Origin of the sequence: Undibacterium sp. Di27W (assembly GCF_049340345.1) — a bacterium.
Taxonomy (GTDB): Bacteria; Pseudomonadota; Gammaproteobacteria; order Burkholderiales; family Burkholderiaceae_D; genus Undibacterium.
On record NZ_JBMPOS010000003.1, the window covers coordinates 331,163 to 351,756 of the forward strand.

Annotated in this window: 18 protein-coding genes; 6 read left to right on the top strand and 12 right to left on the bottom strand. The window is 51.7% G+C overall.

Annotation, left to right across the window (positions count from 1 at the left end; all coding sequences use genetic code 11):
• Positions 1-81: 81 nt before the first annotated feature.
• The 4 genes from ACO0LF_RS09245 to ACO0LF_RS09260 all read right to left on the bottom strand — a co-directional run bounded on the left by ACO0LF_RS09245 (position 82) and on the right by ACO0LF_RS09260 (position 3,768).
• The gene (locus ACO0LF_RS09245; protein ID WP_423013812.1) at positions 82-1,710 is read right to left on the bottom strand and encodes an alkaline phosphatase D family protein; all 1,629 of its coding nucleotides are present in this window, start codon (positions 1,708-1,710) and stop codon (positions 82-84) included.
• A 123-nt stretch (positions 1,711-1,833) separates the two neighbouring features.
• A complete protein-coding gene (locus ACO0LF_RS09250) occupies positions 1,834-2,202 on the bottom strand; it encodes a hypothetical protein (protein ID WP_423013813.1) in 369 nt (122 codons plus the stop codon).
• Positions 2,203-2,249: 47 nt separating this feature from the next.
• A complete protein-coding gene (locus tag ACO0LF_RS09255; protein ID WP_423013814.1) occupies positions 2,250-2,969 on the bottom strand; it encodes a hypothetical protein in 720 nt (239 codons plus the stop codon).
• 130 nt (positions 2,970-3,099) lie between these two features.
• Entirely contained in the window at positions 3,100-3,768 is a 669-nt protein-coding gene (locus tag ACO0LF_RS09260; protein WP_423013815.1) for an energy transducer TonB, read from the bottom strand.
• A gap of 442 nt (positions 3,769-4,210) precedes the next feature.
• On the opposite strand from ACO0LF_RS09260, the gene ACO0LF_RS09265 reads away from it, so the two are divergent.
• The 4 genes from ACO0LF_RS09265 to ACO0LF_RS09280 all read left to right on the top strand — a co-directional run bounded on the left by ACO0LF_RS09265 (position 4,211) and on the right by ACO0LF_RS09280 (position 8,076).
• Positions 4,211-4,852: a response regulator gene (locus tag ACO0LF_RS09265; protein ID WP_423013816.1), complete on the top strand. Its 642-nt coding sequence runs from the start codon at positions 4,211-4,213 to the stop codon at positions 4,850-4,852.
• 49 nt (positions 4,853-4,901) lie between these two features.
• Complete coding sequence (locus ACO0LF_RS09270; protein WP_423013817.1) at positions 4,902-6,440, top strand: ATP-binding protein; 1,539 nt, start codon at positions 4,902-4,904, stop codon at positions 6,438-6,440.
• A 96-nt stretch (positions 6,441-6,536) separates the two neighbouring features.
• Complete coding sequence (locus ACO0LF_RS09275) at positions 6,537-7,658, top strand: heavy metal-binding domain-containing protein (protein ID WP_423013818.1); 1,122 nt, start codon at positions 6,537-6,539, stop codon at positions 7,656-7,658.
• A gap of 145 nt (positions 7,659-7,803) precedes the next feature.
• Positions 7,804-8,076: a hypothetical protein gene (locus ACO0LF_RS09280; RefSeq protein ID WP_423013819.1), complete on the top strand. Its 273-nt coding sequence runs from the start codon at positions 7,804-7,806 to the stop codon at positions 8,074-8,076.
• Between the two features lie 62 nt (positions 8,077-8,138).
• Here the strand turns inward: ACO0LF_RS09280 and ACO0LF_RS09285 are convergent, their stop codons facing one another.
• On the bottom strand, positions 8,139-9,890 hold the full coding sequence (locus ACO0LF_RS09285) for an ABC-F family ATP-binding cassette domain-containing protein (RefSeq protein ID WP_423013820.1): 1,752 nt from the start codon (positions 9,888-9,890) through the stop codon (positions 8,139-8,141).
• 289 nt (positions 9,891-10,179) lie between these two features.
• Positions 10,180-11,049 (bottom strand): intradiol ring-cleavage dioxygenase, encoded by an 870-nt coding sequence (locus ACO0LF_RS09290; protein WP_423013821.1) that lies wholly within the window; start codon positions 11,047-11,049, stop codon positions 10,180-10,182.
• Positions 11,050-11,264: 215 nt separating this feature from the next.
• On the opposite strand from ACO0LF_RS09290, the gene ACO0LF_RS09295 reads away from it, so the two are divergent.
• The gene (locus tag ACO0LF_RS09295) at positions 11,265-11,954 is read left to right on the top strand and encodes a response regulator (RefSeq protein WP_423013822.1); all 690 of its coding nucleotides are present in this window, start codon (positions 11,265-11,267) and stop codon (positions 11,952-11,954) included.
• Between the two features lie 2 nt (positions 11,955-11,956).
• Complete coding sequence (locus tag ACO0LF_RS09300; protein ID WP_423013823.1) at positions 11,957-13,195, top strand: ATP-binding protein; 1,239 nt, start codon at positions 11,957-11,959, stop codon at positions 13,193-13,195.
• A 1-nt stretch (position 13,196) separates the two neighbouring features.
• Here the strand turns inward: ACO0LF_RS09300 and ACO0LF_RS09305 are convergent, their stop codons facing one another.
• Genes ACO0LF_RS09305 through ACO0LF_RS09330 form a run of 6 tightly spaced genes read right to left on the bottom strand, consistent with a single transcriptional unit; the run spans position 13,197 to position 20,554 of the window.
• Positions 13,197-14,555 (bottom strand): sensor histidine kinase, encoded by a 1,359-nt coding sequence (locus tag ACO0LF_RS09305; protein WP_423013824.1) that lies wholly within the window; start codon positions 14,553-14,555, stop codon positions 13,197-13,199.
• Positions 14,552-15,886, bottom strand: coding sequence for a sigma-54-dependent transcriptional regulator (locus ACO0LF_RS09310; protein WP_423013825.1), 1,335 nt, complete (start codon positions 15,884-15,886; stop codon positions 14,552-14,554). Before ACO0LF_RS09310 ends, ACO0LF_RS09305 begins: the two co-directional genes overlap by 4 nt.
• A gap of 33 nt (positions 15,887-15,919) precedes the next feature.
• Positions 15,920-17,167: an ABC transporter permease gene (locus ACO0LF_RS09315; protein ID WP_423013826.1), complete on the bottom strand. Its 1,248-nt coding sequence runs from the start codon at positions 17,165-17,167 to the stop codon at positions 15,920-15,922.
• Between the two features lie 7 nt (positions 17,168-17,174).
• Complete coding sequence (locus ACO0LF_RS09320; protein WP_423013827.1) at positions 17,175-18,488, bottom strand: ABC transporter permease; 1,314 nt, start codon at positions 18,486-18,488, stop codon at positions 17,175-17,177.
• 11 nt (positions 18,489-18,499) lie between these two features.
• Complete coding sequence (locus ACO0LF_RS09325; RefSeq protein ID WP_423013828.1) at positions 18,500-19,255, bottom strand: ABC transporter ATP-binding protein; 756 nt, start codon at positions 19,253-19,255, stop codon at positions 18,500-18,502.
• Positions 19,256-19,285: 30 nt separating this feature from the next.
• Positions 19,286-20,554 carry an efflux RND transporter periplasmic adaptor subunit gene (locus tag ACO0LF_RS09330; RefSeq protein ID WP_423013829.1) on the bottom strand — a complete coding sequence of 423 codons (1,269 nt, stop codon included), beginning with the start codon at positions 20,552-20,554 and terminating at the stop codon, positions 19,286-19,288.
• Positions 20,555-20,594: the final 40 nt, after the last annotated feature.

The window sequence follows — 20,594 nt, forward strand, 5'->3', positions numbered from 1 at the left end:
CTGGTGGAAACACCAGGCTTTTTTTTATTTTTGTCAGCTTATTTTGTCAGCTTATTTGTGTCAGCTTATTGCATGCAGATATCAAGCCTCCGGCGCGATATCGACCTTATACAGATTCTTGCCATCGATATCATGGATAGATACTGTCATTGCCCTGGTCTTCGCATCAATTTTTGCTATGCCAAAAAATTGCAGCAATTCTGCTGGTGAACGGTTTTGTTTCATGCCCTGTGGCACGCTCACATATTTCACGTCTGGACCAAAAGTCTGGTCGACTTCATTCGGCCCGAAGGTCCCTGCATTCAGCGGGCCGCCGACAAATTCCCAGAAGGGTTTGAAGTCAGTGAACTGAGCTTTCTCTGGGGTGTAATAAGTCGCCGCTGCATAGTGGACATCGGCAGTGACCCAGACTACGTTCTTGATATCATGCCGCTTGATGAATTTCAGTATCTCGGCTATCTCGAGTTCCCGTCCCAGTGGTTTGCCATTGTCTCCATTGGCCCAGGCTTCGTAAGTGTCCTTGGGTACGTCAGGATTGAGGTCGGGTACGACAATGGAAATTGGCATGTCGCTCGCAATGATTTTCCAGGTTGAGCGTGAACGCAGCAAAGCTTGCTTCAGCCATTGCAATTGCGGTTTGCCCAGGAAGGCTGCATCTTCATTCAATGTCGTTTGCAGATTTGGTGAATTCTTGCCGCGATAGCTGCGCTCATCGAGCATGAAGACTTCCAGCAAGGGACCATAATTGAACATGCGGTAAATACGATCTGGATCATGCTGGTCTATGCGATAGGGATTGTATTCAAACATGGCCCTGCGTGCATTTACTGCCAGGGTATTCAAGTCACGCTGCTGGTAACGTTTTTCTGCTTCGCCTATCTGTTGGCCGGGATACCAGTTATTGCGTACCTCATGATCATCCCATTGCACTAGGAAAGGTACTTCGGCAGCAAAGCGTCGCTTGTTTGCATCCAGGAAGTTATAGGCAAAATTGCCACGATAATCGGCCAGGGTTTCTGCCACTTTGGATTTGGCTGGTGTAGTGATGTTATTCCAGAGGCTACCATCGTCGAGTTTGACCTGGGCTGGTATGGGTCCATCCGCATAAATCTGATCACCGGAATGGATAAAGAAATCCGGCTGGAAGCGGCGCATGCTTTCATAGATGCGGTAACCGCCAAAAGCCTCATTGATGCCCCAGCCCTGGCCTGCCTCATCACCCGAGAATGCAAAAGTGATGTCGCGCTCTGTGCCGCCCGGTAAGAGCAAGCTGCCTGATGCTGCTTCACTGCTGGCGGAAGGATTTTGCAAATCCTGGAAACGCACGCGATAAAAAGTACGCTGGCCAGCAGGCAAGCCGCTCAGGTCTATACGTGCCGTGTAATCGCTGCTGGGCAGTGCCAGCGGGCCGCTGATACTGCGGGCATTTTTGAAGGATTCATTGTTGGCATATTCGATCAACATGCGCGCTGGCCTGTCAGTACGGCTCCAGATAATGGCTTTGTCGCGGTTGATGTCACCGCTCATGACGCCGCAGGGCAATTGCGGGCGTGACTTGTCTGCCGTGATGAAGGCAGGAGCCGTATTTTGCGCCTTGACCAACCTCGGCAGGGCAGCACCAGCGATCAGGGCACCTGTGCCAGTCGTGACATTGCAGAGGAACTGGCGGCGCTGCAGATTATTCTTGCTTGGGTTCTTATCGTTAGACATGGCTTTCCTTGGCTAGGGCTGGAGTAGCGTCGTATTCTAAAGCGCCAGTATGACCAAGATATGTCAATGCGAAAGCGGCAGGTAGGGAGCAAATTCCAGGAAGCCAATTCCAGGGAGCCAAATTTAGGAAATCAGTTCTGTGCAGGAAAGTACATCATCATCGTTTCTGCGTTTGCGAAAATCGATGAGAGTGACCGTAGTGACCACCAGCATGCCTAAAGGCAGCAGGCAAGCGCACAGCATGACTATCCAGTCCAGATAGGGAGCGCGCGCAAGTACGCCACTATAGGGTTTGAAAGGTTTGAAAGCTGGCGTACTTGCCGTACTGCTGTCATATTTCTGGATATTCACCATCAGGATGGCTGTTTCTACTTTCCTGATTTCAGGTGGTTTTTCATCGCCGATAGTCACATGCATAGTCAAGGCCAGCGCCTGCGCATAGCTGCTACTCAATAGACCCAGACATAACAGGAAAACCTGCATTCGGCGCATAAAGTGTGCTCGCTTAGTCATGGTATTGAGGGATCAAGGGCAGGCAATCAAGAGTAAGCAAGTTTACCTGTCGCATAGCGAAATGCAGGCAACCACATGGTCAGAAGCAGGATCAGTGGGAATACCACCAACAAAGCTGATTTGCCCATCAACTGAGGCAATCCTATACTGAGGGCTTCAATCAGCAAGCCCAGTGATAACATCAACAGAATGACAGCAGGATTGGCCAAGAAACTTCTTAAACTCAAGCGCAAGGCTGCTCTGGCTGACAAGCGCGTCAGCATGATAGAGGCGGGTAAAAAAGTAAAAATAGCACCCACCAGGTACATGGCCAGCTTGAATTGCATGAACTCGATTTCCCTGGGGGCTGCATATTGATGAAAGCTGCCAAAGAAAAAGCGCGCTGCATGCCAGCCACCTGCGAGGTAAAGCACGGCAATCCCGCAGGCAAATACCAGCAGGCTACTCATGACCAGCAAAAGCAAGTTTGGAAATGCAAGTTTGAAACCGCCAAACATTCCCAATATCTTCGGCGCCTGACCATGTTCGCTGGCCATATGCAGGCGCAAAAATTGTGCGCTCAGAATAGCCGCGACAGGCAGCTTGAGCGTAAAGCCTATATAGGGGATCAGCATCAGGGATTCTGCACAGAGCAAGAACAAGATACTGATACCCAGCCAGCGATAGGGATGGGCTGCAATCAATTGCCAGGCCTGTCTGGCGCAACGCAGGATGTCTTTCAGGCTCAAAGTCTTTACTGTAGGCATTGTAAAAAGTTTCGATATAGTGGGAGGGGAGATTACATAGAGAGGGCGGTATCGTCAGATACCGCCCCGGTCATTGCCTGAAATCTGCTGACGATCTCAAACGTCTGCATGATCCCGGCTCATCAGGTTCTTAATCCATCTTCCAGACGTATTGCACCTTGGTCCAGCTTTGTTGTGCCACGCCATCTATGCTCCCCGGTGTGAAACGGCACAGTGACAAGGCTTGCATGGCGGCACGGTCAAGTGCACGGTAGCCGCTGCTTTCCAGGGTCTTGGTCTCGACGACTTTGCCATCCGTACCTATCAGCATCGATAAAGTGACGGTGCCGGTTTCGCCATTGCGTATGGAACTGGCTGGATAAGCCGGTTTGTCACAGGCATTGAAGTTAATCACAGCAGCGACATGGACGGGGTTTTTGGGCGTAGCTATAGCCGCCACTACTGTTCCGTCTATGGTGCCGCCGGTTGTAATTTTCCCGGTATCTTTAATACCAGTGTTGGTCGTGGTAAGCCCACTTTCATCGATTATGGGCTGCCTGTTGGTCACAATCTCCGGGATTTCCAAAGGAGGACTAATTGGATCTTTCAGCTTGGTTTCGACTTCAGGAGGCGGAAGCTTTTCTCTTTCCACAGGCTTTTCTATTTGGCTGACCTCAATAGGGCCTTTATCCTTATGGCGGTTAACCGTTATCTTCATACTACTCAACAAGGCCGCCAGCAAGGCTACATGCAGTACAGCGACGACACTCAAGCGTGACATGCGTTTCAAGGGCTGATACTGGTTTTCTGTGAATTCCATATTGTTCTCCAGGTTCGTGGTCAGTCCAGGGATGGTCAAATGTTGATTGCCATGCCAGGGATAAGCTTGGACAGGCAGGCCACTACCCCTATCTTTACCAACAACTGGAAGTCGGGATAATTGTTATGCGCAATCCATGTGCTTTAAGATAGCAATAAAAATGTCACTTGAAAAGTATTTATTTTGAATTTCAAATGATTTTTTTTATCACTTCAAATGATTTTTTTACTTCGCCGCTTATTTTCGATGATAAAAAGCTACATAAATCTCATTTCAAATGAGCGCTGCATGTCTAGCTAACGGCCCGGCAATCACCTGGTTTTGCTTAACGCAAAGATTAGTCAGGTATTTCACAGCTATGAAGGATGTAATTGCTAGTGAAAAGCATTATGATTGCGTCTAAGAAGTAAAATGCTTTGCTAATCTATAAGGTGTTGTAATAATGCAAAATGGCATAAGAGTATTGCTGGCCGACGACCATCCCATCGTCATGACGGGTTTTGCCATGTCACTTGGCAATCTGGGTATCACCGTGCTGGGGCAGGCCAAGACGCCGCAAGAGGCGTTTGAACAATATGCGGCACTCAAGCCAGATGTCGTGATACTGGACATACGTTTTGGTGCCGACCTGACGGGGCTGGATGCGGCGCGCAATATACTTGCGCAATATCCCGAGGCTAAAATTATCTTCCTCAGTCAATTTGACCAGGATGCCCTGATCAAGGAAGCCTATCGCCTCGGTGCCAAGGCCTTTGTCACCAAGGATTGTGATCCGGCTGACCTGGCGACTGCCGTGCAGCGCGCTCACCTGGGTGAATTGTATTTCTTGCCGCAGATAGCCGAGCGTCTGGCGAATTTATCAGTACGCGGTGATGAGTCGCCACAGTCGCTGCTCAATGAACGTGACCTGGAAATTTTCAAGCTCATGGCCGAAGGCCTGACCAATGCCGAGATTGCCGAAAGGCTGGACTTGTCCTTGAAGACCATCAGCAATGTCAGCCAGACCATCAAGGAAAAACTGGGTGTACACAGACCCGCCTATATCACCAAGCTGGCCGTCAAGCATGGTCTGATCGCGCCATGAGCAAGTTCAAGGGCTATGCAGTACTGGCTCTGACACTGGCTCTGGTGCCATGAAGTTTTCTGCGCTGCTCTGGCGCAACTGGAACTTGCGTTCACGCCTGTTCCTGATCATTTTGCTGCCCGTCGTCTATATGTTTTGTTCCATGGTCTGGTACACCTATCATTCCAGGCTGGAAGAAGGCAAGGGCGAGCTGGCAGAACGTGCCTATGTCGTGTCCACTGCCTTGGCAGAGAGTGTGGAATACAATTTGCTGACCAGGAATTTACCAGGCCTGAAAAGTACCATGACGGATGTCATGCTGTCAGACCGCAGCATACATAGGATCGATGTGCTGGATGCGGAAAAGAAAGATGTCTTGCATATTATTTCTACTGAAAAAATACTCAATACGGAACGCTATGTCGAAGTGCCGGTCAAACGACAATTAGTATGGGTTAATTTGCTCAATCAACAAAATGCGCAGAATGGTAACAACGCTGCGCATCCAGTGGACGCCAGCAAGGCTGCTACAAAAAATGCAGACAAGAAAGCCGATGTGCTGGGTTATGTCAGGGTCACCATGTCGGCAACACGCATGCTGGCCAAGCATAGTCAGCGTTTCTTTTTTGAGCTGGCCATCAGTGCACTGGCCTTGTTTGTCAGTGCAGTGCTGGCAGTGTATTTATCGATGAGCCTGACCCGGCCCTTGCAGACGGCCATAGAAACTTTACGTGAAATACGTGAAGGCGATTATTCCAGCAAACTGGAGGTAACGACAGGTGGCGAGATAGGGGATTTGCAGACTTCCATCAACGCCATGTCGCTCAGTTTGCAGCAAGCCAAGCAAGACCTGGAAAACAAGGTGCAGGATAGAACCAGAGATTTGATGGCCTCGCGGAATGAAGCTCTGAAAGCCAATGCAGAAAAACGCAAATTGATACAAAAAGTCCACAGCATAGTCGAAGATGAACGCAAGAGCATCGCCATAGAAATTCATGATGAATTGAATGCCTCATTGATTGCGGCCAGGCTGGAAGCGCAGCGCATACAATTTCTGGCAGCGCAGATAGAAGCTGGTGATGCAACCCTGGAAATTCAGGAGCGTGCCAAAGCCATCACCAAACTGACTTTGGATTTGTACGCCAATGGCCGCAATTTGGTGCGCCGCTTGCGCCCTGAAGTGCTGGACATGCTGGGCTTGCAAGGTGCAGTAGAAGATATGCTCAGGCACTACAACACGAATGTGCCAGGCTGTCAGTTTCATTTTGATAGCGAAGGTGATTTTTCCCGGCTCGATAGTGCACTGGCGATTTCTGTCTATCGCATCATACAAGAGGCCTTGTCCAACATCATGAAACATGCCCAGGCCAGCCAGGTGGAAGTGGCTTTGACCATGCTGGAAGAGCAGCAAAGTTTGCAGATAGAAGTCAGCGACAATGGCAGGGGCTTTGATATTCACCATAGCTCGGCAGGGATAGGTATTACCGGCATGCGTGAGCGTGTGGCAGCTTTTAATGGTGACATGGAATTGCATTCTTCATCCACCGAGGGGACGCAGGTCGTGATACGTTTTCCTCTTATTGCTACAGTAGCTATAGACCAGGTTTGAATGAAGCACCTTTGACAGGGTGGATCGAGGCAGGTTTTAAAATAGTGAAGCACAGTCAGTATCGTAATCAATGTTTTCATCCACCAGGAAAATCATATGACACAAGTAACCGGATTGTCAGGAAATGAAATATTTTGTCTCGCCAAAAAGAATATACGACCCGGTGAGATTGTGGTTGGCAATAGCGTCAATTCCATGGGGTTTTTTGGCAGTATCGGTGCTGGCGTAGGGAATATGCTGGGCGGCGAGATCGCGCAAATTACATCGGTGATACATGATGGGCGAGCCAATGCATTTTCCCGTATGGTGCGGGAAGCGGTACAGCATGGCGCTGATGGGGTGGCTGGCGTCACCAGTGAATTGCGCTCTTTGAGTGGCAAGACCGAGTTCCTTTTTGTTGGTTCTGCGGTTCATGTGCCTGGCAATACCAAGGCATTGTTTACCAGTGCTGGCGATGCTCAGGAATTGTATTGTCATATGGATGCAGGTTACCAGCCCTTGCAGCATGTGTTTGGCAATGTCGCTTATTCCATGGGCATAGGCGGCAACATCCTGGGCTCATTGAAAACCCTGGTACGCGGCGAGATCAGGGAATTCAGCGACATCTTCAATGTCACGCGGCATGTGGCGCTGGAGCGACTGGTCAAGCAAGCCAGGGCAGACGGTGCCAATGCGGTCGTCGGCATACGCACCACCATAGAAAAATGGATGGGTGTGCATGAAATGTTGATGACAGGAACAGCAGCATTCAATAGCGATTTGCCACAATGGGCCAGCCTTAACCCTGTCACCAGTGATATGACCGGGGAAGAGCTGTGGTCCATGACCAGCCTGGGCTTTGCGCCTGTCAAATTACTGATGTCAACCTCGATTTATTCTCTGGGTTTGATTGGTGGTTTTCTGGCCACGGTGAAATCCATCAAGAAAGGCGAAATCAGTGATTTGACGACACTCATCCATGATGCCAGGGTGAACGCCGTGGATAGATTGAAGCGGGAAGCGAGCGAGATAGGTGCAGACGAAGTAATAGGTGTAAAAACCTATATCGCCGAGATCGGAAATGGCCTGGTGGAATTCATGGCCATAGGTACTGCAGTCAAAAAGATCAGTGGCATGGCGGTCAAGACTTCGGTATTGCCGGTACAAGCCATTATCCGTGATCGCGATACCTGGATAGATGGTGACTTTGGCATTTCACTTGACAGACAAAGTGCCTGAGTATGTGTCATGAACAGTAGAGCGTTTGCATAAAAAACAGAGCGGTGGGAAGTCTTGTGAAAACCACGAGCTTCCCGCCCTTGCTTAATATATCCGCCCCTATTTCTGGGGCTTAGATGTGACCGATATCAGGGATATCAATACTATGAAGCTGCCGTTAAAGATCTTGCTAGCCATCGTGCCCTTGTCTTTGCTTGCTGTTTTTGCTGCCGTGCAGGACTGGCTTTCCAGTTCGACTGCTGCTTATCTGATTTTCTTCGTGGCATTCATGGCCTTGGCAGTCTGGATATTTTCCAGTGTATTGAACAAAGACAAACGCCATAGGGAGAATTTAATCGCCTGTCCTGCATGCAAAATGCGTACAGATAGCCAGAGAGATGAATGCATGTGGTGCGATCAGGGCTTGTCCGGGAGTTGAAGAAATCGAAACACAAGACCAGGCATGCCGGTCTTGTGCATCGATGTTTTTAAAAGCCTAAATCAATGCAATCCCAGTAAATCATACAAACCAGCTATTTCTTCACGCCAGCTGGTTTGCTGCTGTACTTTTTGATGCCTGGGTTTACGTGCCAGGTCGGCTTGCAGTAATTCCTCCAGCTCACACAATCTTTGTAAAGCCTGCTCGCTGTCATTGAGAGCAATCCCTACTGTCTTGACAGGCGCGGCACATAGACCTTGTTGTCCTGAAGTGAGCGCAGGCTTGTTGCGTAAACACTGATAAGCACTTTCTGCATCCAGCCATCTTTCCAGACGGCCATCTTGCACTACCCAGAATTCCTGGCAGCTTTGCTCTATCAGATCCCGGTCATGCGAGACCAGCAAAAAACCACCGGCAAAACTCGCGAGTGCTTCAGTCAATTCCTGCTTGCCCTGCATGTCCAGATGATTGGTCGGTTCATCCAGAAACAGCAGATGATAACTGGCCAGTGATAGCGCCAGAAACAGCAGGCGCGCTCTTTCTCCACCGCTCAGCGATGCTACTTTTTGCTGGTGACGGTGATACGGAAATCCTGCAGAAATCAGGGCTTGCTTGCGCACCAGTTCTGTCCTGGCCAAGCCCGAGCCCGACCCTGCGACAAAAGGATAGAGCGCATCCGGCAGGCTGGCATCATCATGCAATTGCTGCAAAGACTGGTCGTAATAACCTATCTGTGCTGCTGCATGCCAGCGTATCTGTGCAGTCTCTTGCTGCGACAGGATGGCTTGCCAGCATTGCCTGAGTAACGAAGATTTCCCCGTACCATTCGCACCCAGCAAGGCGATCTTGTCGCCTGGCCGTATGTTGAATTGCTCCAGGGTGAATAAGCCAGGCAAGTCTGGCGTGGCCCTGACCGTCAAGTTTTCCAGTTGCAGCAAATGATTGGCGGCTGAAGCCTTGCCATGCAATTGCAAAGTCCAGGGCTGGCCTTCAGTGACTGTGGTTTGTTCTTCCTTCAGCCGGTCTACCCGCTTTTGCATGCTCTTGGCCTTGCGTGCCAGTTTTTCATTGTCATAAGTGCTGCCCCAGATAGCCAGGCGTTTGCTGCTGGCTGCCAAGCGGTCTATTTCTGACTGTTCTGCGTCGCGTCTGGCTTGCGCAGCTTCGTCCGCCAGTGCCAGGGATTGCAGGGCCGCGGTGCAGGGTTGATCGAAGCAGGTGATTTGCCTGTCACGCAAGATCCAGCTTTGCAGCGTCACCCGATTCAGCAGGCGCTGGTCATGGGATACCAGCACGAAGGCCCCTTTCCAGTTCAGCAAAAATTCTTCCAGCCATAGCAACGATGGTAAATCGAGATGATTGCTGGGTTCGTCCAATAATAAAAGATTGGGTTCGCGCAGCAAGGCACGCCCCAGCAGTAGCCGGGTATGCTGTCCGCCGGACAGGGATTGCACCGCGACTTTAGCGGTGGCGGCATCTATGCCCAGCTCTTGCAAGAGGCTGTCGACGCGCCAGTGTAATTCTGGCATATCACCTATGGCATCGAGCATGGCATCGTAGAGGCTGAGTGCATGCAGGGCAACTGGCAAATGTTGTTCCACATATTGCAGGCGACACAGACGTGCCATTTGTATGCTGCCGCTGGTGGCACTGCGTTGCCCGGCCAGCAGGGAGAGCAGGGTGGATTTGCCGCTGCCATTGTGGCCTATCAAACCTATGCGCTGGCCAACTTGTAAAGTGAATTGCAGATCCTGGAATAAAACGCCGTGGCTGGTTTCCAGTTGTAATGCTTGTGTAGATAATAAGGTAGTCATGCTCTTGTCTTTGATTTGGGATGCAAGCATCCACGTCAACAGGAGCGCTAACGATGTGAGCCGAGAACAGGCCCTAAGGTGGGAATGGGAAATATGCTCTCGTCTGTTTATCGCAGCGCGATGGAACCAGGACAAGAGATAGCAAATATACCAAAGTTAGATACGCGCCATACTGCGTATTTAATTACTTCCATGTTTCCTCCTTTCTTTAAAAGAGTTTGAGCAAAAACCGATTCTATTCAAATACCTGTGGCAAGGCAAGACTGGTCTGCCACAGGCATTGCAGAAATTACACGGATATACCTACAGTCAAAGTCACCACATAACCCAGTGTCGCATTGCCAGTGACATTGACCATTTGCAGGCTGGTACCGTCGCTGAAGACATTATCTGTTGCATACGTGATTTGCGAGAGATTACGCACGCTGTTGGAGTAACCAGTCGCCTGGTAGGCTTCATTCAGGGTCGCCATGGGGAAGGTGAATTGCGAAGTCTTGAGCTTGTTATTGGCACTGCTGATTTTGCTGCTGCTGGGGTAGACCTCAAAATGCACATGCGGGATACGCCCGGCATAACAGCCAGGAAAGATGGTGGTAAAACTGACATTGCCGCTGCTATCGGTTTCTTGCACGCCTCGCAGGTAGTTCTCTGCGGTGACACCGGATGAATACATGGAATAATTACCATCACGATCACAATGCCAGAGATAGATGGCATAGCCAGCCAGCGAGGCACAACTGCTCCTGGTATTCACCAGTTGCAATTTGATGGTCAAAGGCACGCCAGCGGCAACACCGCTGGCACCAGCAATACTGGAGCGTATATCACTGCGTACGATGCCCGACAAGGCCAGCGCGTTGGCGATGCTGATGCCATTGCTATTCGTACCATCGCCAGGGTAGGGGCCAGCCGTTTCTTCCGGGATGATGCTGCAGGAAGCTGGACTTGTGCTTGTTGTGCCAGTCGTTGTACCAGTGTTGGTATTTGTGCCCGTGCTTGATGAGGTTGATGTCGCGGTGGACGCATCACTGCCACCACCACAGCCCAGCAAGGTCGCAGCGCCACCCACTGACATCCAGCGCAACATCTGCCTGCGTGAGGCGGCTGCTTGCATCAGGGTATGAAGGTCGGTTTCCAGTTGGTTTGTATGCTTGTCCATGATGTCTTTTCCTTGCTGTTGGTGTTGCTGCATTGTGTCGTGGTGACTTGTTAAGTGCAGTAAAGCCAAGGTAAAGTTAGGTAAGGATTTTGTGTCATCACCAAAAAAATCCTGGTAACACTGACAAACTGTAAAAGCGGGTAAATTTACCCATGAGCCAGAGAGGCTTTGTTATCATCATCGGCAACTGAAATCACTTTTCTTTTTTCGCCCACATGACCAAGGTATTGCTCGCAGACGATGACGTCGAACTGGTAGGCATGCTCAAGGAATACCTGGAGCGTGAGGATTTTGTCATCACCACCGTGCACGATGGCGAGCAGGCTGTGCAAGAGGCATTGTCTGATCAGCATGCGATTGCCGTGCTGGATGTCATGATGCCGCGCATGAATGGGATAGATGCCCTGCGCCGCATACGTGAGCATAGCCGTATGCCAGTGCTGATGCTGACTGCGCGTGGTGATGATGTCGACCGCATTATAGGACTGGAACTGGGCGCGGATGACTATGTGCCCAAACCCTGTACTCCCCGTGAATTGCTGGCCAGGCTCAGGGCTATCTTGCGCCGTACAGAAATGGGCATGAGCATAGAGCAGGACAGGCTATGCCTGGTAGTTGGTGCCCTGCAGCTATGGCCGGGACAACGTCGGGCTGAGTGGAATAATAAATTACTGGACCTGACCAGTACTGAATTCAGCTTGCTGGAATTACTGGCAAAAAATGCCGGGCAAACCGTCAGCAAAAATGATTTATCGGAACAGGGCCTGGGCCGGCCACTGGCCAGATTCGACAGGAATATCGATGTCCACCTGAGTAGCATACGCCAGAAAATCAGTGCCTTTGCCGATGGTCGTGCCGTCATCCAGACGGTGTACCGCCAGGGCTATATGCTGACGCGCGAGTAATTATGCCTAAACTAAGCATGCTGAAACTCGGACGCTTATTCTGGAAATTCTTTTTCTTTATCTGGCTGGCGCAATTGACAGCGATAGCAGGTATCAGTGTCACTTTCTGGATCAAGCATAGCAATGAAGAATTAGCCAGATCAGTAGCTACCGCAAGTATGAATGTCGACAAACCTGGGCAAGACAACAGGTATGGACCTGATGGGCATGGGCGAGAACCGGGCCCAGGACCGGGGCCAGGCTTTCATGGCGGTGCAGGCCCGGGCAAACCACCTGGCGATCATGGGCCGCAGGCGATGGGGCAGCGCAAGCCACCCCCTGATAACGGCGACATGCGCGCCCTGATCCCCATGACCTGTGCTTTGCTGGCCAGCCTCTTATTTGCCGCCCTGATGGCCTGGTATATGTCCAAGCCCATACGCCAGCTCAGTGTTGCCCTGCAGGCCATGGCTAATGGCAAGCTACAGACGCGCATAGGCGATAGCATGGGGCAGCGCCAGGATGAGTTGACCGAGCTTGGCCGTGATTTTGACCGCATGGCTGAGCAATTGTCCGGCTCTTTGCAAAATCAGCGCCGTCTTTTACATGATGTCTCGCATGAATTGCGTTCACCTCTGGCGCGCCTGCAAGCTGCCATAGGCCTAGCCCGTCAGCAGCCTGACAAGGCGGAGGAATACATGTTGCGCATGGATAAAGAAGCGGTGCGCATGGATAAGCTGGTCGGTGAAATCCTGACATTGTCGCGGCTTGAAGCCGGTGCGCATGCCGGGCAAGACTTGATACACATGGATGAATTATTTGCCGACCTCAGTGACAATGCCCATTTTGAAGCGAAGACTGCGGGCAAGGCATTCAAGATGGTGTTTTCTGAAGATGAGATACGCAAGGTATGTGTATTGGGGCGTTATGAATTGCTCCATCGTGCCCTGGAAAACGTCTTACGCAATGCCATCCGGCACACCCGCCCCGATACCCTCGTGACCTTGCAAGCCGAGGTGAAGGAGGGGCAATTGCATATTTCGGTAATGGATGAAGGGAACGGTGTACCGGAGGCTGAGTTGCAAAGCATCTTCCAGCCTTTTTATCGCAGTGCGCTGGCAGAGCATGGCAGCGAAGGCTATGGCCTGGGCCTGGCAATCACCCAGCGCGTGATACAGGCACATGCTGGCAGCATACAGGCCAGCAATCGCCCTGGTACTGGATTGTGCATGCAGATGAGGCTGCCAATCGCTTTTGTTTAATTTAGATAAGCGGCAAGAACAGACTGACCGTTAATCCCCCGCCTTCACGATTCTGCAAGCTGATCCGTCCACCATGGGCTTCGATGATTTCACGCACCAGGGCCAGACCCAGGCCAGTGCCGCTGCGCTTGGTGGAATAGAACGGGATCAGGGCATTTGACATGACGGTATCTGTCATGCCGCTACCCCTGTCCATGACTTCTATGCGTGTCATGCCTTGCAATACCCGTATGCTGAGGCTGACATCATCGGCCCTGGAGCTGGATTCATGGGCATTCTTCAATAAATTCAGCAAGGCGTGTTCCATCTGCGCGCGGTCCAGATTGACTGCTTCTTCCGGCAAACTGTCGACGACGGTGAAAATGACCTGAGACTTCAAACCAGCGATAAAGCTATGCCAATGCGTGTGTTCCAGCCTGGGTGTCGGCAACTTGGCAAAGCGGGCATAGCCATCGATAAAGCTTTCCAGATGGCGGGTACGTTCTTCTATGGTGTGCAAGATGCTGGGCAGGCGTTCCGTCTGGCCACGGCTGACCAGCACGGCGGCCGAATTCGCCAGCGAGGCGATCGGTGCCAGGGAATTATTCAATTCATGACTGATGACGCGTATGACTTTTTTCCAGGTCTGCACTTCCTGGCGACGCAATTCCACCGTCAGGTGACGCAGCAGGAATAATTCATGATGGCGGCCATTCAGGCTGAAGTTGCGGCGGGCCAGATGATAGACTTCTTCCTCTTCTTCGGCATCTCTGGCGGCAACGGTAAACAAGCCATCGCCGCCACGTTGTATGGCTTCAAGCAATGAGCTGGAGACCTGGGTCAGAATATCATTAAAGCTGAAACCTTCCAGCTTGCGTCCCTGGTTCAGCAATTGTCTGGCGGCGATATTGGCGAATACAATAGGCCCATGATCGGCCACCAGCATCATCGCCACTGGCGTGTTTTGTACCATGGTATCGAGCAAGAGTTCTCGCTGCACCAGATTCAGCCTTTGCTTGCGCAAGACATCGCCCAGGGCATTGTGGGCCTCCACCAGTTCACCCAACTCATCTTGCAAGGGCCAGTGTACGCCTATGGAAAAATCATTGTCCTGATAACTGATGACTGTACCCGCCAGAGTATGAAACAGCCTGATCATGGCTTGCAACTGGCTGCGCAAAATACCCAGGCCTAACGGCAAGATGATGGCCAGACTCAGGCCCGTGGCTAGCCACAACTGGTCTGGCAATACATGCAGCATCAACGTGCTGACGACGACGGCCAGCAAGAGGATAGCCACCATCAACAAACTCAGGCGGCTAAGTATGGAAAACAGCGGCTTCTTATTGATCCTGCTGCTTGCTGGCGCTTGCTCTGTCATGCGCTGCGGCTGATGCCCAGCCTGTCCATGCGGCGATACAGGGCCTGGCGACTCAGTCCCAGTTCGGCGGCGGCTTGCGCTACCACACCATGGGCCTTTTGCAGTGCGCGCTCTATCGCATCCTTATCTGGCTCTTGCTCATTGACCCAGCTATTCGCCAATGGCAAGCCTAGATCGGCAGGCATGATTTCATTCTTGGCCGCCAGCAGGCAGGCTCGCTGCATGATATTCTTGAGTTCCCTGACATTGCCCGGCCAGGCATATTGCACCAAAGCAGATGCCGTGCTGACATGCAGGGTCTTGCCATTACTCAGAAAGTGCTCGGCCAGTGGCAGGATGTCGCCAGTGCGTTCTGCCAGTGTGGGCAGATGTAGTTCTATGACGTTAAGGCGGTATAGCAAATCCTGGCGGAAGCTGCCAGCCTTGATCATGGCCGCCAGGTCGGCATTGGTGGCGCTTAAGACGCGTACCTTGACTTGTCTTTCCTTGTTCGAACCCAGTCTTTCAAAGCGGCCGGTCTCCAGCACGCGCAATAATTTCATTTGCCCGGCCAGTGGCAGGTTACCGATTTCATCCAGGAACAGAGTGCCGCCGTCGGCCGCTTCAAACTTGCCTTCCCGGGCCTTGCTGGCCCCGGTATAAGCGCCAGCCTCGGCGCCAAACAGTTCTGCTTCTATCAGTTCTGCGGGCAGGGCACCGCAATTGAGTATCACAAAGGGGCCATCCTTGACACTGGAATTGGCTTGTATGATTTCGGCAATTCTTTCCTTGCCTGCGCCATTTGGCCCGGTGATCAGCACGGGCACGTCAGCACGGGCAACCTGGCATGCCATGCCCAGCACGCGCTCGGTGGCCGCATCATTCCAGACCAGATTGCAGAGATTGAATTTTTGCTCCAGCTCGCGCTTTTGCTTGCGTTCGCGCTGCAATCTTTGCTGCAGGGCGCGATTGCTTTGCCCCAGTTCGATGAGGTTTCTGACCGTGGTCAATAATTTTTGATCGTTCCAGGGTTTGCCCAGATAATCGGCAGCGCCTGACCTGATCAATTCCACGGCAGCATCCAGATGCGTCCAGGCAGTCAGCAAGATAACGGGCAGGTCAGGGTAGCGCTTGCGTATCTCGGTGAACAGGGCACGGCCTTCATCGCCAGAGGTCGTATCAGCAGTGAAGTTCATGTCCTGTATCACCAGGTCGATAGGCTGATGCTCCAGTATCGCCAGGCCCTGTTCTGGTGACGTGGCACAGACCGCATCAATATCATGCAGGGAAAACAGCACTTCCAGTGCCACCGCGACGGTGGTATTGTCATCAATAATTAATACGGTAGGCATTGTCAGTGTTTGAGTTTTCAAGGCTTAGTGGCTTCAGGTACTGCGGGTAGCAGTGGCTGGTGAAATCGACGCAGCGCGTGCTGCCGGCCCCACCACCGCGATGATACCAAGTATCCAGAAAATTACACTGCCTCCCAGCAAATAAGAGGTTGGCAATTTCGTCAATTCGAGTTTGCTGACCAATAATTGATTCAGGGCGACTGCCAGTGCCAGTCCGCTGGCGATACCAAAGCTGGTGATCATCAGATTCTCTGTCAGGAAATAGCGCACGATGTCTATTTTGCGTGCACCAAGGGCGCGACGCACACCGATATGCTTGCGACGCTGCGTGACCCACAGACTGGAGATGCCGACAATACCACTGGCTGTGACCAGCAAGAGCAAGATACAGACAACAATCAGCATCCAGGCCAAACCCCGGTCGGCCTGGTAGCGTTTGGCACGATCGCCTTCCAGAGTACGCATATTGATGATCAAAGGCGTAGCCGAGGCTTTTCTGAGCGCCATTTCCACATCTTTCATGACGCGTTCACGTTGACCCGGGGCAGTACGTATGGAGTACTTGGTATACGGATCATGCGACATACGGATGGGTACCATGACCGAATACTCGCCTTTCAGGCCGATTTGCGCTCCGTGGCTTTGCAAGCGGTCAAGTACGCCAATTATCCGGGTAGCATCGGCATCGTCACCACTACCAAAATAAATGGTTTTGCCGACTACGCTAGTCTGGTCAGGAAATAATTTGTCGGCCAGGGCCTTGGTAATGATGACGACGCCTGGAAATTCCTTGGTGGTACTTTCGTCAAGTTCCATGTATTCACCGGGACTGAAATCGCGTCCTTCCGTCAGTTTCAAACCCCAGGTTTTCATCAGGGATTCCGCGGTAATATACAAGGAGACAAAAGACCGTGCGTTATCATCTTGTCTGGTCAGTCCTATAGTAGTCGTACTGCCTGCCTGGGAGAGCGGTGTCTGGCTTACCCGGGTAACATCCTGCACACCAGAAACGCCGCGCATGGTGACTTCATCCTGTTTTTGCGTGGCTATCTGTTCTGCATGCTCTGCTGGCTTGCGATTGCTGATGGTGAGAGAAAACAGGTCGTTCTCTTGTGCCACGCCACTGGGACGTGACACAATTTCCATGCGCAGTTTGACGATGTAGACGGCATTGGCCAAAATTGCCAGACTGATTGCGACCTGTATGGCGACCAGTATAGCGCCGGTCTTGCTGCGCATCAGCGCAGACAAAATAGGTCGTATTTCCAGATTAAATTTCATAGCATTCTCACTGTGATTTGAGTTGTATCGCAGGGGTCACCTGGCAAGCGCGCCAGGTCGGGAACAAGCCCGCCAATATGGCGGCCGCCACTGACAAGACGAAAGTGACTAGCAGCATTTGCCAATCCATATGGGTAAGCGCAGTCAATTGCGTCGACTGCAGCGAAATCAGGGTCAGGGCGATAAATGCCAGCAGCAATCCTGTCACGCCCCCGGCCAGACCAATGACGCTGCTTTCTATGAGGAACTGGTTAAATATTTCTTTACGCGAAGCACCCAGGGCGCGCCGCACACCGACTTCTGCAGCGCGTACCGAGAATTTTGCCAGCAGCAGACCCACCGTATTGACCAGGCACAGCAAGAGAAATCCGAAAGCCAGCCAGACAGATAATTTGTTATCGTTGCCAACCACTTTGGATTCTTCCAGCCATTCCATGACATTAAACAGCCGGTTTTTTTCCTGACGCACATAGCGTCCCAGTTTGCGCTGATCCGCGGTGTAATTGTCCAGATAAGTTTGCAGTTCCTGACGCTGCCCTTCTGACTTTAATTCATACCAAAAATGTAACCAGGTGCATTCAGAATTCAAGCGGCCTTGCCAGCCCGGCTCCATATCGCCCGAGCAAGACATTCCGCCAGCATGGGTGATTTCATGCCGTATTGCGCTGGCAAGCGGGATAAAGAAATCATCCTGTATCCCAAATGAGGCGGAACGGCCTACATTGCGATAAAAGCGGGGCCTGGGTTGCCAGGTATCAAGCACGCCAATAATGTGAAATTGGTGGCCTATCATGGACAAGTACTGACCAACCGGATTGGATTTTCCATATAATTTTTCAGACAATTCACGCCCAAGCACCACCACATCTGTGCCTTTGCTATCGTCTTTCTCAGTCCATCCCTGTCCATATAAAAAAGGTGTATCGAACATGGAAAAAAAATCCCTGGTCGTCGCTACACCTTCTTCAGCGATGGCAGGCAAGTCTTTGCGTGCCGGTTCTATCGCCATTTCTACACCGTACAGGGCGGTGCGCCTTTCACCCCCAGTTCCAGCCAGCAGATTACTGACGTCGCGGTAGCTCATTTGATGGTCATTCGGCCGCTCTCCCGGGGTATAGCCTTTCAAGGGGCCATTGTCGAGTATGGGCATGAACAAGCGGTTGCTTTTTTGCGGAATAGGGTCACCTGACATCATATGCAAGATGGTCAGGGTGGAGACGCTGGCAGCCACACCGACAGCCAGGGTAAGGACCATCAGGGCAGTCAGTGCCGGGTTGCGGCGCAGACTGCGTATACCCAGTAAGAAATAATATTGAAGCATCCTACTTCTCCTCAAGCCACTGCCGAACGATCGATTTCATTGGCAGAATCTGCCTCTGTATGTCCATCCGCCTTGGCGTCATACAACGAAGGCATCTTGCGTACCAGATCACTGACCTGACCATCGATGATATGGACATTGCGCTGGGCGCGCACGGCCAGTTCAGGGTCATGTGTCACCATCAGGATCGTCGTACCCTTGGCATTGATTTCTTCCAGTAATTCCATGACACTGCGGGCCATCTGGGTGTCCAGGTTACCTGTCGGTTCATCGGCCAGCAAGAGCTTGGGTGAGCCTGCCAGCGCACGGGCAATTGCTACCCGCTGCTGCTGGCCGCCAGACAATTCGGCGGGATAATGTTTCATGCGTGAAGCCAGGCCCACCTGGGCCAGTGCAGCTTCTATGCGGTCTTTGCGCTCAGTGGCATTCAGGCCGCGATAGCGCAGCGGTACATCGACATTGTCGAATAAATTCAGGTCAGGAATCAGATTGAAACCCTGGAAGATGAAACCCAGTTTTTCATTACGCAGGCGAGTGCGGGCATTGTCATTCATGCCTTTGACATTGATGCCATCGAGCAGGTAATCACCGTCATTGAAATCTTCCAGCAAACCGGCAATATTCAAAAAGGTCGTCTTGCCAGAACCCGATGGGCCGGTCACAGTCACAAATTCCCCTTCCTTGACGTGGATGTCGAAGCCACGCAGGGCATGGGTTTCTATCAAATGAGTACGGTAAATTTTGCTCAGATTTTTCATGCGTAACATGGGAATTCCTTTTTCAGTGAATTGTTGCTCTTAGTTATTGATAGAAACGCTGTTGGCATTTTCAAATGTATCGGTACCGGATATCACGACTTTATCGCCGTCCTTCAAACCACTCAGAATTTCTACTGCAGAGATGCTGCTTACCCCCATTTTGATGGGGCGACGCTGGGCAACGCCATTTTCGACGACATAGGCAAAACGTCCGCCTTCTGCCTCGACAAAGGGACCACGTGGCAAGAGCATGACATTAATTTTTTCTTCCATCAGCAAACGGGCTGCGACGCGCTGGCTTTGACGCAGACCTTCGGGTTGCTGACCACTGAAACGCACGCGGGCGAGTATCTGGCTCTTCACCACTTCTGGCGAAATCGCTGTCAGTGTACCCATGACTTTGTTATTGTTGATCGTGATCTCGGCCTTCATGCCCAGTCCCAGGTCTGTCATATAGGATTCAGGAATTTCCACTTCGACTTCAAGCTGCGATAAATCGACCAGAGTCATCAAGGCGGTATTGGCAGCTACCACGCTGCGGTTGGAAATTGCCAGGCTACCTATGATGCCATCTACCGGTGCGCGTAATTTCAATTCATCGACACGACGTTTGGCATAGTCCGTGGCGAGACGCTGGCGTTGCAACTGGCTCATCTTGGTTTTCAATTCCAGGCTGACATCTTCGCTTTCCAGGTCGGCAGCCTGAGCGGCATGCTTGGCACGCAGTTCAGTGGAATGCATGGCATCCTGGGCTTTCAGGAAATCATTCTTGGCAACTACACCAACGACACCTGCCGCCTCTATACGCTGGAAGGCACGCTGGGCAGCGACGCGGTCTATCTCTGCCTGATCAGCGTCACGCCTGGCGATCAGTTTTTGTTTCTTGGCGAGGATTTGCTGGCGTGCGACTTCGGCTTCCAGTTGCTCGGTATTTGATTGTTCGCGCTTGAGCTGGTCGTTGAGGTCGGGTGATTCAATTTCAGCGACGATGTCGCCTTTTTTTACCGTCTCGCCAGCATTCACTTTTAGAGTCACCGTGCCGCCAGCACTGGAATACAAAGTGGGGCTGATGGCGGCAACGATACGGCCATTTACCGCAGCATCCCTGACCAGATTACCATGGCTGACGGTGGCAATGCGCAAGCGTGCCGCATTTACGGACTGGCTGCTGCCACGCCAGGCCGAGACCAGTAAGACCAGGGCCGTAATACCCACAGTGCTGGCTACCAGCGCGATGATAATGCGTTTACGTGTCTGCCCCTTGTTGGCAGATAAAACCATGTCCTGGCCTGAAGTATCTCTTATCATGATGTTTCCACTGTTGTTTGCTTACTGTTTAGCAGAAACC

Bases quoted from the DNA above. Each gene is read 5' to 3' on its own strand.
- ACO0LF_RS09280 (WP_423013819.1), top strand. From the start codon at position 7,804: ATGAAGCTGCCGTTAAAGATCTTGCTAGCCATCGTGCCCTTGTCTTTG.
- ACO0LF_RS09270 (WP_423013817.1), top strand. From the start codon at position 4,902: ATGAAGTTTTCTGCGCTGCTCTGGCGCAACTGGAACTTGCGTTCACGC.
- ACO0LF_RS09265 (WP_423013816.1), top strand. From the start codon at position 4,211: ATGCAAAATGGCATAAGAGTATTGCTGGCCGACGACCATCCCATCGTC.
- ACO0LF_RS09245 (WP_423013812.1), bottom strand. From the start codon at position 1,710: ATGTCTAACGATAAGAACCCAAGCAAGAATAATCTGCAGCGCCGCCAG.
- ACO0LF_RS09275 (WP_423013818.1), top strand. From the start codon at position 6,537: ATGACACAAGTAACCGGATTGTCAGGAAATGAAATATTTTGTCTCGCC.
- ACO0LF_RS09320 (WP_423013827.1), bottom strand. From the start codon at position 18,488: ATGCTTCAATATTATTTCTTACTGGGTATACGCAGTCTGCGCCGCAAC.
- ACO0LF_RS09295 (WP_423013822.1), top strand. From the start codon at position 11,265: ATGACCAAGGTATTGCTCGCAGACGATGACGTCGAACTGGTAGGCATG.
- ACO0LF_RS09285 (WP_423013820.1), bottom strand. From the start codon at position 9,890: ATGACTACCTTATTATCTACACAAGCATTACAACTGGAAACCAGCCAC.
- ACO0LF_RS09250 (WP_423013813.1), bottom strand. From the start codon at position 2,202: ATGCGCCGAATGCAGGTTTTCCTGTTATGTCTGGGTCTATTGAGTAGC.
- ACO0LF_RS09310 (WP_423013825.1), bottom strand. From the start codon at position 15,886: ATGCCTACCGTATTAATTATTGATGACAATACCACCGTCGCGGTGGCA.
- ACO0LF_RS09260 (WP_423013815.1), bottom strand. From the start codon at position 3,768: ATGGAATTCACAGAAAACCAGTATCAGCCCTTGAAACGCATGTCACGC.
- ACO0LF_RS09325 (WP_423013828.1), bottom strand. From the start codon at position 19,255: ATGTTACGCATGAAAAATCTGAGCAAAATTTACCGTACTCATTTGATA.
- ACO0LF_RS09255 (WP_423013814.1), bottom strand. From the start codon at position 2,969: ATGCCTACAGTAAAGACTTTGAGCCTGAAAGACATCCTGCGTTGCGCC.
- ACO0LF_RS09290 (WP_423013821.1), bottom strand. From the start codon at position 11,049: ATGGACAAGCATACAAACCAACTGGAAACCGACCTTCATACCCTGATG.
- ACO0LF_RS09300 (WP_423013823.1), top strand. From the start codon at position 11,957: ATGCCTAAACTAAGCATGCTGAAACTCGGACGCTTATTCTGGAAATTC.
- ACO0LF_RS09315 (WP_423013826.1), bottom strand. From the start codon at position 17,167: ATGAAATTTAATCTGGAAATACGACCTATTTTGTCTGCGCTGATGCGC.
- ACO0LF_RS09305 (WP_423013824.1), bottom strand. From the start codon at position 14,555: ATGACAGAGCAAGCGCCAGCAAGCAGCAGGATCAATAAGAAGCCGCTG.
- ACO0LF_RS09330 (WP_423013829.1), bottom strand. From the start codon at position 20,554: ATGATAAGAGATACTTCAGGCCAGGACATGGTTTTATCTGCCAACAAG.